The organism is Stenotrophomonas sp. P5_B8, from assembly GCF_054049855.1.
In genome coordinates this window covers 1-11256 of the sequence record NZ_JBFULO010000101.1, presented here as the reverse complement: position 1 = coordinate 11256, position 11256 = coordinate 1, and the positions used below count along the sequence as shown (strand labels likewise).

Annotated in this window: 9 protein-coding genes and 1 pseudogene; 5 read left to right on the top strand and 5 right to left on the bottom strand. The window is 68.2% G+C overall.

Annotated elements, in window-relative coordinates; all coding sequences use genetic code 11:
• The first annotated feature begins 158 nt into the window (after window positions 1-158).
• A complete protein-coding gene (locus tag ACXJKH_RS08040; protein ID WP_457319030.1) occupies window positions 159-842 on the top strand; it encodes a pentapeptide repeat-containing protein in 684 nt (227 codons plus the stop codon).
• A gap of 321 nt (window positions 843-1163) precedes the next feature.
• Here the strand turns inward: ACXJKH_RS08040 and dapE are convergent, their stop codons facing one another.
• From dapE to map, 5 genes are read right to left on the bottom strand one after another with little or no spacing between them, the layout of a single operon-like run.
• Window positions 1164-2291 carry a succinyl-diaminopimelate desuccinylase gene (gene dapE, locus ACXJKH_RS08035; RefSeq protein ID WP_457319029.1) on the bottom strand — a complete coding sequence of 376 codons (1128 nt, stop codon included), beginning with the start codon at window positions 2289-2291 and terminating at the stop codon, window positions 1164-1166.
• Window positions 2288-2650 (bottom strand): arsenate reductase, encoded by a 363-nt coding sequence (locus ACXJKH_RS08030; protein ID WP_457319028.1) that lies wholly within the window; start codon window positions 2648-2650, stop codon window positions 2288-2290. Before ACXJKH_RS08030 ends, dapE begins: the two co-directional genes overlap by 4 nt.
• Window positions 2651-2658: 8 nt before the next feature.
• A complete protein-coding gene (dapD, locus tag ACXJKH_RS08025; RefSeq protein ID WP_457319027.1) occupies window positions 2659-3720 on the bottom strand; it encodes a 2,3,4,5-tetrahydropyridine-2,6-dicarboxylate N-succinyltransferase in 1062 nt (353 codons plus the stop codon).
• A complete protein-coding gene (locus ACXJKH_RS08020; RefSeq protein ID WP_457319026.1) occupies window positions 3720-6356 on the bottom strand; it encodes a [protein-PII] uridylyltransferase in 2637 nt (878 codons plus the stop codon). The genes dapD and ACXJKH_RS08020 overlap by 1 nt, the downstream gene beginning before the upstream one ends.
• A gap of 2 nt (window positions 6357-6358) precedes the next feature.
• Window positions 6359-7132: a type I methionyl aminopeptidase gene (gene map, locus ACXJKH_RS08015; protein ID WP_457319033.1), complete on the bottom strand. Its 774-nt coding sequence runs from the start codon at window positions 7130-7132 to the stop codon at window positions 6359-6361.
• 259 nt (window positions 7133-7391) lie between these two features.
• Here map and ACXJKH_RS08010 point away from each other — a divergent pair, with 259 nt between their 5' ends.
• From ACXJKH_RS08010 to ACXJKH_RS07995, 4 genes and pseudogenes are all read left to right on the top strand, one after another.
• A complete protein-coding gene (locus ACXJKH_RS08010) occupies window positions 7392-7922 on the top strand; it encodes a Csu type fimbrial protein (RefSeq protein ID WP_256777376.1) in 531 nt (176 codons plus the stop codon).
• 15 nt (window positions 7923-7937) lie between these two features.
• On the top strand, window positions 7938-8672 hold the full coding sequence (locus tag ACXJKH_RS08005; protein ID WP_457319032.1) for a fimbrial biogenesis chaperone: 735 nt from the start codon (window positions 7938-7940) through the stop codon (window positions 8670-8672).
• Between the two features lie 13 nt (window positions 8673-8685).
• The gene (locus ACXJKH_RS08000) at window positions 8686-11031 is read left to right on the top strand and encodes a fimbria/pilus outer membrane usher protein (RefSeq protein WP_457319031.1); all 2346 of its coding nucleotides are present in this window, start codon (window positions 8686-8688) and stop codon (window positions 11029-11031) included.
• A pseudogene (locus ACXJKH_RS07995) lies at window positions 11028-11256 on the top strand (Csu type fimbrial protein); the annotation flags it as partial. The gene ACXJKH_RS08000 and the pseudogene ACXJKH_RS07995, both read left to right, overlap by 4 nt.

The following is an 11256-nucleotide window of genomic DNA, read 5'->3' as shown; positions in this document are numbered from 1 at the left end:
AATAGCGCCCGTGGCACCGACATGTGCCCGGCCTCTCGTCCCGCTGTCGGGAACAGCCGACCAACGGTCGGCGCTACGTTGGGTCGCTGACGCTGTACACACTCCCGGGCACTGCACAAGGCTGCCCTGTGCTCTGCATATCGCCCAGAATGGAACGCATGAGCAACGTCATCTTCCGCGACGAGACCATCCACCGTGAGCGCATGCAGGCGATCATCGCCGCACATCCGCGTGCGGCCACGTTTGAATCCTGCCGCTTCGATGGCGGCGATTTTTCGCGGCTGGACATGGATGGCGTCCAGTTCAACCAGTGCTCGGTGACCGGTGCCAATTGGCTGGCCGCCTCGCTGGAGGAAAGCCGCTGGAGCAAATGCCGGGGTGCCGAGTGCGATTTCAGCTCGGCGCTGCTCAGCGATGCGCGCTTCTCGCACTGCGACCTCAACAACAGCCACTGGCGCCGTGCGACGTTGTCCTCGGTGCAGTTCGCCGACTGCAAACTGACCGGCGCGCACCTGCAGGAAGTAACCGGCTGGGCGCTGGAGTTCCGCGACTGCCTGCTGGTCAGTGCCGACCTGCGCGGGCTGTCGTTCCGCAAGGCGCAGCTGGACGGGATGGATTTCTCCGATGCGGAGCTGTCCGGCTGTGATTTCCGCGATGCGGTGTTCAACGGCGGCAGCCTGCGCAACGCGCAGACCCGATTGACGCGTTTCGAGGGCGCGGACCTGCGCGGAACGGACATCAGCGGGCTCAACGTGATGGACGCCAAGCTGTTCAAGAAAGCGGTGATTTCGCAGCGCCAGGCCGCGGCGGCGTTGGCGGCGTTCGGGTTGATCGTGGCGTAAACGCCCGTTGCAACCCGGCAGGGCCGGCCGTTGGCCGGCGCGTCCTTCGGTCTGAGGACCTCGCGCGCACCCGGCGAAAGGCAGCCGAGCATGGCTCGGCTCTACCGGGTTTCTGGCGAAAGGCAGCCGAGCGTGGCTCGGCTCTACCGGGTTTCTGGCGAAAGGCAGCCGAGCGTGGCTCGGCTCTACCGGGTTTCTGGTGAAAGGCAGCCGAGCATGGCTTGGCTCTGCCGGGTTTCTGGCTAACGGGTAGTGCCGAGCCATGCTCGGCAACCGCGACGGTCACCCAAGCCGGCCAGCGGCCGGCACTACCGGCAGGATTCAGGCCAGCAGGCGCTCGATCAGGCGCAGGTACAACGCCGGCAGTTTTTCCAGGTCGGCGACCGATATGTTCTCGTCCACCTGGTGGATGCTGGCGTTGACCGGCCCCACTTCGATGCACTGCGCACCGAGCGGTGCGATGAAACGGGCGTCGGAAGTGCCACCGCCGGTGCTTTCCTCCGGCGCGGCACCGGCGAACTCGGCCAGCACCTCGCGCGCCACGCGGCGCAGCGTGCCTTCAGGGGTGTAGAACGGCTCGCCGCTGCGATGCCATTTGAGCGTGTAGTCCAGCGCGTGCCGATCCAGCAGCGTGGCGATGTCCTGCTCCAACCGCGGCGCGTCCCAGTGCGGGTTGTAGCGCAGGTTGAACAGCACCTGCAGCTCGCCCGGGATCACGTTGTTGGCCCCGGTCCCGGCGTGGAGGTTGGACACCTGCAGGCTGGTCGGCGGGAAGCTCTCGTAGCCGTCGTCCCACTGCCGTGCGGTCAATTCGGCGAGCGCCGCCGCAGCCAGGTGGATCGGGTTGCGTGCCTTGTGCGGGTACGCCACATGGCCCTGCACGCCTTTGACCGTCAGCGTTGCCGACAGGCTGCCGCGCCGCCCCACCCGCAGCAGATCGCCCAGCACCGCCGTGGAGGACGGCTCGCCGGTGATGCACCAGTCGATGGACTGCCCGCGCTCGCGGAACAGCCCGGCGATACGGCGCACGCCATCGATGGCATCGCCTTCCTCGTCACTGGTCAGCAACACGGCCAGCGTGCCGGGGTGGTCCGGATGGGCGGCAATGAACTGCTCGGCAGCCACCACGAAAGCGGCCACGCTGCCCTTCATGTCGGCTGCGCCGCGTCCGTACAGCACGCCATCGCGGATCTGCGGGTCGAACGGATCGCTATGCCACGCGTCCACCGGTCCACTGGGCACCACGTCGGTGTGGCCGAGCAGCACCAGCACCGGCGCACCGCTGCCGTGGGTGGCCCACAGGTTGTCGACCTCGCCCAGGCGCAGGTGTTCGCACTGGAAGCCGGCACGCGCCAGGCGCCCGGCGAGCAGGGCCTGGCAACCGGCGTCGTCGGGTGTCACCGACGGCCGCGCGATCAGGTCGCAGGTGAGCGCGAGCACATCGTTCACGCGCCCACTCCGAAGCGCTGCTTGAAGCCGTTGTCCGAGAAGCCCTGGGTCATCACGCCATCGCCGGTGACCACCACCGGACGCTTGATCAGCTGCGGATGCTCGCGCAGCAGCAGTTTCCATTCGGCATCGGAGGCGGCCGCCTTGCGGTTCTCCGGCAACTGCCGCCAGGTGGTCGAGGATTTGTTGACCAGCGCGGCGAAACCACCGGCCTGCCCGGCCCAATCGACCAGGGTCTCCGGGCTGCGCGGGGTGTCGCGGTAATCGACAAAGGCATGCGCCACCTCGAAGCGGTCCAGCCACTTGCGCGCCTTCTTGCAGGTGTCGCAGTTCTTCAGTCCGTAGACGGTCGTGGTCATGGCAGGGCTCAGTCGGCCAGGCCGCGCAGCAGGTCGTTGACGCTGGTCTTGCTGCGGGTCTTGGCATCGACCTGCTTGACGATCACCGCGCAGTACAGCGAGTGCGAACCGTCCTTGGACGGCAGCTGGCCGGACACCACCACGCTGTACGGCGGCACCGAGCCGTAGCTGATTTCGCCGGTGGCGCGGTTGTAGACGCGGGTGCTCTGGCCGAGGAACACGCCCATGCCGATGACGCTGTGGTGGCCGACGACGAAGCCTTCCACCACTTCCGAACGCGCACCGATGAAGCAATGGTCTTCGATGATGGTCGGGCTGGCCTGCAGCGGCTCGAGCACGCCGCCGATACCGGCGCCGCCGGACAGGTGGCAGTGCTTGCCGATCTGCGCGCACGAACCAACGGTGGCCCAGGTGTCGACCATGGTGCCCTCGCCCACGTAGGCGCCGATGTTGGTGAAGCTCGGCATCAGCACCACGTCCTTGCCGAAGTAGCTGCCGCGACGGGCGATCGCACCGGGCACCACGCGCACGCCGGCGCGACGGAACTTGGCTTCATCGAAGCCGGCAAAGCGCGATTCCACCTTGTCCCAGAACGGTGCCGGGCGCGCGTCGACCACCGCCATGTCGTTCACACGGAAGTACAGCAGCACCGCCTTCTTGAGCCATTCGTTGACCTTCCAGCCACCGTGGCCATCGGGCTCGGCGACGCGGAACTCACCGGTTTCCAGGCCATCGATGACCCGGCCGACCAGCGGCTTGGTCGAGCCTTCCAGCTCGTGCAGGGTCAGCGTGGCACGGCGCTCGAAGGCGCTTTCGATGCCGAACTTGAGTTCTTCCACGCCCGGGGTGGCCGGCTTGCGCAGCGACTTGCGGGCGATGGTGGCATCGCGGCTGGCGCTGCGCTTGGCCGCACTTTCAGCCGGCGTGGCGACGACCTTGGGGGCCGGCATTTTCTTCGCCGCGGCTTTCTTCACTGCCACCGGCTTGGTGGCAGGCGCGGCCTTGGGGGCAGCAGTCTTCTTGGCCGCTGCGGTCTTGGCAGCGGTCTTCTTGGCAGGCTTGGTGGCCATCAGTGGGGGTCTCCGGCGTTTCGATCAGGGTCCAGGCAGGCGAGCATCGCATCGTGCAGCTGCTGCCGGGCGGATTCGGTAAGGGGGTGGTCGTGTTCGTCGCTGATCACGAACATGTCTTCGGCGCGCTCGCCGAAGGTGGCGATGCGCGCGTCATGCACGCGCAGGCGCTGGTTGCGCAGCACGAAGGCCACGTCGGCCAGCAGCCCGGGACGGTCGGGCGCGACCAGGCTGAAACGCGTGCCATGGCTGCCATCGCCGCCATCGCGGAATTCGATGCGCGGGGCAAAGCGAAAATGCCGCAGCTGGCGCGGGATCACCCGGCGTGACGGACGCAGCCGGGTCAGGTCGCCGGCCAGTGCCTCGCGCAGCGCCGCCTCCAGCCGCAGCGCGTCGCCATCGGCGAAGCTGTCGGCCGGGGTCACTTCGAAGGTATCGAAAATGGTGTCGACCGGGCCGTCCAGCACGCGCGCACGATGGATGCCGTAGCCCTTGCGGTCCAGGGTCATCACGATCGCGGCGAACAGGCCATCGCGGTCGGGCGAATGCACGAACACTTCCAGTGCCTGGTCGTCGGGGGTAATCCGACGCACCTTGACCAGGGTCTGACCCTGCTTCACCGGGACCAGTGCAGCGGCCTGCCAGGCCAATTGCTCGGGGCGAAGCCGGATGAAGCTCTCATCGGGCATCACGGTGAACTGGCGCTCGATGGTGGCGTCGTCGTAGCCGCGCTCACGCACCAGCTGGCGCACCGACTCGCGCGCTTCGGCCACGCGCTCGGCGGCCGGCATCTGGTTTTCCAGCCCGTCGCGCAGCGCGCGCCGCGCGGCGAAGTACAGGTCGGCCAGCAGCCGGTCCTTCCAGGCGTTCCACAATTTCGGGCTGGTCCCGGCGATATCGGCGCAGGTCAGCAGGTAGAGGTAATCGAGCCGGTCGCGGCTGGCTACCAGCGTGGCAAAGCGATGGATCACGTCCGGATCGGAGATGTCCTGCTTCTGCGCGGTGATCGACATGCGCAGGTGCTGCTCGACCAGCCAGGCCACCAGTTCGGTGTCCGAACTGCTCAGCGCAAGCGCCTGGCAGAACGCGCGTGCATCCACCGCGCCGAGTTCGGAATGGTCGCCGCCGCGGCCCTTGGCGATGTCATGGAACAACCCGGCCAGCAGCAGCAGCTCCGGCTTGCGCAGGCGCGGCCACACTTCGTGGGCGATCGAGAAGCGCTCGTCGGCGCGACTGCTGGCAAACAGGCCGATGTTCCGCAGCACCATCAGCGTGTGCTGGTCCACGGTGTAGACATGGAACAGATCGAACTGCATGCGCCCGGACACTTGCGCGAATGCGGGAATCCATTGGCCCAGCACGCCCAAGCGCGCCATCCGCGCCAGCGTGTCGACCGCGCGCGGGCTGCGCAGCAGGGCCAGGAACTGTTCGCGGGCGGCAGCGCTGGCCTCGGTGTACGCCGCCAGCTCCGGCAGCGCCTCGGCCAGCGCGCGCGCGGTCAGCGAATGCAGGCCACGCACGTCCGGGTTGTAGGCCCAGCTGGAGAACAGTGCGAACACCTGCTCGATGTCGCCTTGCGGCMACGCCGCGTCGTTGGCGGCCAGGTAACCACGGCGCAGCGAGAAACCCACGCTGACCGGTTCGGGCACCGCCTCGCCATCGAACTGTTCTTCGAACCGCTGCAGCAGGCGGTCGCTGATCCGCCGCACCACGCTGGCACTGCGGTAGAAGCCCTGCATCATCTTTTCCACCGCCAGGCTTTCGAGGTCGTCCTCGAAGCCCAGGCGCGTGGCCAGCGTCTTCTGGTAATCGAAGCGCAGACGCTCCTCCGGCCGGTTGGCCACCAGGTGCAGGCCGAAGCGCAGCCGCGCCAGCGCGCAGCGCTCGCGCTTCAGCGCGGCCGCTTCGTCCGCGCCGAGATGGCCCAGCCCGACCAGTGCTTCCAGGTCGCGCACGCCGAAGGCACGCAGTGCCATCCAGCCCAGCGTGTTGAGGTCACGCAGCCCGCCCGGGCCGTCCTTGATGTCCGGCTCCAGGTTGTCGGCGGTGTCGCCGAAGCGCTGGTGGCGGGCCAGCAGCTCGTCGCGCTTGGCYAGGAAGAATTCGCGCGGCGGCCACAGGTCGTCGGTGTTGACCGCCGCCTTCAGCGCGAGGCGTGCCGCCTCATCGGCCAGCAGCGGCCGCGACTCGATCAGCGCGGTCATCACGGTTTGATCCGCGCTGGCATCGATGCACTCGGCCGCCGAGCGCACCGCGTGGCTGACCGGCAGCCCGCAGTCCCACAGCAACGCAAACAGTCGCGCCAGGCTGGATTCGTGCTGGCGCTGGTGCCCGGGCTCGCCGAACACCAGCAGGTCGATATCCGAACGCGGAAACAGTTCACCGCGCCCGTAACCGCCCACGGCAAACAGCGCCAGGCCACTGCCGGCCGGCAGGCAACGCTGCCAGGCCAGCCGGATCAGGTGGTCGGCCGCGCGCGCGCGCAACGCCAGCAGGCGCTCGATGTTGTCGCCCTGGTCGAAGCGGCGGTACAGCCGCGCGTCGGTCTGCTGCAGCGATTGCCGCGCCAGCGCCGACCATTCCAGGTCGGTGACGGACGCTGCCGGCGCGTCCAGGATCGGGCTCGCCGGCAACATGCTCAGACCTGCGATTCGCCGGGCGAGAGGGTCAGCACGTCCACGCCGGTCTCGGTGACCGCGATCATGTGCTCCCACTGCGCCGACAACTTGCGGTCCTTGGTCACCACGGTCCAGCCATCGGGCAGCACCTTGTTGTAGCGGGTGCCCTCGTTGATCATCGGTTCGATGGTGAAGGTCATGCCCGGCTGCAGCACCAGACCCTGGCCCGGACGGCCGTAATGCACCACCTGCGGCTCGTCGTGGTAGACCTTGCCGATGCCGTGACCGCAGTACTCGCGTACCACGCTGAAGCGCTCGCCTTCCGCCAGGCTCTGGATCGCGTGGCCGATGTCGCCCAGCGTCGCGCCCGGCTTCACCGCACGAATGCCGGCCCACATCGCCTGGTAGGTGGTGTCGACCAGGCGCCGGGCCATCGTCGACGGCGTGCCGGCGTAGTACATGCGGCTGGTGTCGCCGTGCCAGCCGTCCTTGATCACGGTGACGTCGATGTTGACGATGTCACCGTCCTTGAGGACTTTGGCTTCGCTGGGGATGCCGTGGCAGATCACGTTGTTGACCGACGTGCAGACCGTCTTGGGGAAGCCACGGTAGCCGACGTTGGCGGGCGTGGCCTTCTGCACGTTGATGATGTGGTCGTGGCAGATGCGGTCCAGCTCTTCGGTCGTCACGCCGGGCTTCACGTACGGGGTGACGATGTCGAGCACCTCGCTGGYCAGGCGGCCGGCGATGCGCATCAGTTCGATTTCCTCGGGGGTTTTCAGATTCACGCTCATAGCCGCCATTATCGCCGATCCGGCGGCCAATCTGAACGGGATCGGTGGAACGCCGACAGCCGGGGTTTGGGCGAGGGGGCGCCCTCACGAACCTGAACTTAGGCGACACTCATCACACATTTCGCGATCTTGCCGAAAACGCCCATAGATTTCTTCAAATCTCACGGGCTGCGCACAACACCAATCCTATAACCGGGAATACACCGCAACACCGATCGGCAGCATCGTTTTGTTCATGTAAGGACCCAGTCCAAGGAGCATGCCCGTGCGATTTCTCCGTCCTACCCTGATGTGCGTGGCGCTGGCCAGCCTGGCCGCACCGGCCCTGGCGGCCGACACCACCACCTTCAACGTCAAGATCATCATCACCAAGGCCTGCACGATCACGGCCGCGGCCGCCACCGACGTGGACTTCGGCTCGGCCCTGTCCACCGCCACCACCCCGTCCAACGCCCAGGGCACGATCACCGCGCAATGCTCGGCGCTGACCCCCTACACGATTGCGTTGAATGCCGGCTCCAACGCGGGCACCGCCAATGACGTGACCACCCGGCGCATGAAGAACACCAACGCGGCGGTCACCACCAACAACTTCGTCGGCTACCAGCTCTACCAGGACGCCGGGCACGCCAATGTCTGGGGCGCCACTACCGGCACCAACACGGTGGCCGGCATCGGCACCGGTCTGGCCGTGCCGTACACGGTGTACGGCCAGATCGCCAACCCGAGCGTCAACAACGCCGCGACGGGTAACTACCAGGACACGGTCACCGCCACCATCTCCTACTGAGGGCAGCCCATGCCAATGACCGCACGGGTCCGCCCCTGGCGGCGCCTGGGACTGGCCTGCGCCCTGTCTGTCCTCTCCTGCAGCACCAGCCTGGCCGCCAGCCTGCAGGTGGCGCCCACCTCCCTGCAATTGGGCCCCCGGCAGAACGCCGACGCATTGTGGATCAGCAACAGCGGCACCGCGCCGGTGCAGGTGCAGGTGCGGGTCTATCGCTGGCAGCAGCAGGGCGGTCAGGACCAGCTCACCCCCACCGGGGACCTGCAGGTGAGCCCGCCGATGCAATCGCTGGCCGCCGGCCAGCAGCAACTGGTGCGGGTGGTGCGCAGTGACCCGCAGGCGCCGTCGCAGCAGCTGGCGTACCGGGTGATCGTCGACGAACTGCCGACCCTGGATCCGGGCCGCACCGGCATGCAGTTCGTGCTGCGTTATTCGCTGCCGGTGTTCGTCCAGCCGCTCGATACCACCCCGCCCAAACTGCAGGCGCGGCAGATCACCCTGGACGATGGCCGGCCCGCACTGGAAGTGAGCAACGCCGGTGGCACCCACGCACAACTTGCCGATCTGGCCATCGGCAGCGCCGAACGCCCGCAGACCGTACATCCGGGCCTGCTCGGTTACGTGCTTGGCGGCCAGACCATGCGTTGGCCGTTGGATCTCCCCCCGGCCCGACTGGCCGGTGCCACCTTCATGGCCAGGATCAATGGTGAGTCGGCCCAGACGCCACTGCCCGCCGCGCCACCGGCTCGCTGAGGCCTGCGCGCGGATGCTGCTCAGCGCCAGCCTGCTGCCATGGACGATCCACGCGGCAGAAAGCGGGCTGGACGCCTCGGGCGCGTCCGGCGACGCCGTGCTGCCGGCGCCCACCCCGCTGACGGCCGCGCAGACGCTCTATCTGGATGTCACCCTCAACCGCGCACCCCGGGGACTGCTGCCCTTCACCCAGCAACTGGGCCGTCTGTTCGCCACGCCGGCCACGCTGCGGCAACTCGGCTTTCCGGCACAGGGCGATGCGCCGGTGCCACTGGACCTCTTGGCCGGCGTAGTGCTGCGCTATGACGCCTCGCTGCAGACGCTGTCGCTGGATGTGCCACTGGACCAGCTCGCCCTGCCGACCACCCGGCTGGAGCGCGCGCAGGAAACCACGCCCCATGCGTCGGCCTCGCCAGGCGCACTGCTCAACTATGACCTCTACGGCAGCCACAACGAGGCCGGCGGCAACCTGGCGCTGACCAGCGAACTGCGCGTGTTCGGGCTCGGCAATGGCGTGCTGGAAAACAGCACCGTGCAGCGCACCTACCAAGTGCCCCAACAAGGCTGGCGGACCGACAGCGTGCGTCTGGATACCCATTGGCAACTGGATTTCCCCGACGCCGCGCTGACCCTGACCGTGGGCGATTTCTACAGCGGCTTCGTCGACTGGAGCCGGCCGGTGCGGATGGGCGGCATCCAGATCGGACGCAACTACGGCCTTCAGCCCTATCGCCTGCTGACCCCCACGCCGACCTTCCTCGGCGAAGCGGTGGTGCCCTCCAACGTCGAGCTGTATGTCGACGGCTTGCGCCAGTACAACGGCCAGGTGCCGGTCGGCCCGTTCCAGCTGGCCGCGCAGCCGGGCATCAACGGCACCGGCAATGCCCAGGTGGTGATCACCGATGCGTTCGGCCGCATCCAGACGCTGGATTTCGCCTTCTACGGCACCCAGCAACTGCTTGCAAAGGGATTGTCGGACGGGTCGCTCGGCGTCGGCCGGATGCGCCGCGACTACGGCATCCGCTCCTTCGCTTACGACGCACAGACCGTGGCCAGCGGCACCTGGCGCTATGGCGTCAGCGACCGCTTCACCGCCGAACTGCATGCCGAGGGCGGCGGCGGCGTGGGCAATGCCGGCGCCGGCGGCTGGTGGCTGCTGGGCGCCGCCGGGGTGATCAATGCAGCGTACGTGCACAGCCGCCAGGATGGCCGGGAAGGCGGCCAGTACGGGCTGGGATACAGCTGGAACAACCGCCGTTTCAACGTCAACCTGTCCAGCCGACGCACCCACGGCGACTACCGCGACCTCGGCGCGCTGCAGGACAGCCTGCCCGCCCAGATCAGCGAACAGGCCACCCTGGGTGTGAACCTGGACGGAGCCGGGGCGATCAGTGCCAGCTACCTGCGCCTGCGCTACCGCGATGGTGAGGACAACCGCTACGCCAGCCTGTTCTGGTCGGCCAACCTGGGGCGGCGCTGGTCCACGTATCTCTCGGTCAACCAGAACCTGGATGACCGCCAGGACCGCAGCATCTACCTGTCGCTGGCGGCCGCCCTGGGGCGCAACCGCCAGGCCAGCGTGTCGACCCAGCGCAATGGCGAGAACACCACCTACGTGGCCGACCTGTCCCAGCCGGTGCCGGGCGACGGCAGCCAGGGCGGCGTAGGTTGGCGCGTGCAGGCGCGTGGCGGAGACGATGGCGGCGGCGGCCTGGCCGAGGTGGGTTGGCTCAACCGGGTCGGGCGTTACGCCCTGGGTTACTCGCGCCAGGGCGATACCGATTACGGCTATGCCAGCGCCAGCGGCAGCCTGGTCTGGATGGGCGGGCACGTGTTCGCCGCACGCGAGGTGCCCGATGCCTTCGCCGTGGTCTCCACCGGCAGCTTCGCCGGCGTGCCGGTGCGGTTGGAAAACCGCCTGATCGGCAGTACCGACCGCAACGGCCTGCTGCTGGTGACGCCGCTGCTGTCCTGGCAGCGCAACCGGCTGTCGATCGACACGCTCGACCTGCCGGCGGACATCCGCGCAGCCGAGGTAGACCGCTGGGTCACCCCGCGCCAGAGCGCCGGCATCGGTGTCGATTTCGGCCTGCGGCGCACCCATCCCCTCAGCGTGGTTCTGCACGACGACAACGGCCAGCCGCTACCGCCGGGCAGCGTGGTGCACCTGCCCGACGCGCGCACGGCGATCGTCGGCTACGACGGCCAGACCTATCTGGAAGACGTGGTCCTGCCCGCCACCCTGCGCGTGGTCACCGCGCGCGGCCGGTGCACGGTGACGCTGCAGGCACGCTCCGGCGGCGAGCCGCACCCGCGCCAGCTGGGCCCCCTGCGCTGCAGCGCCAGGGCCTCGCCGTGATCCGTGCGGCGGCCCTGCTGCTGATCGCCGTGCTTGGCGTGTTCGGTTGCGGCACCGCGCGCGCCGACACCAACTGCGTGGTCACCACGCCGGTCACCCTCGCCTTTGGCACCATCACCAACGGCGCGGCCAGCGTCACCAACACCACCACCACCTTCACCGTCACCTGCAGCACCGCCGCGCTGAGCCTGCTGGCTACCGCCTCGGTACGGCTGTGCCTGGGCA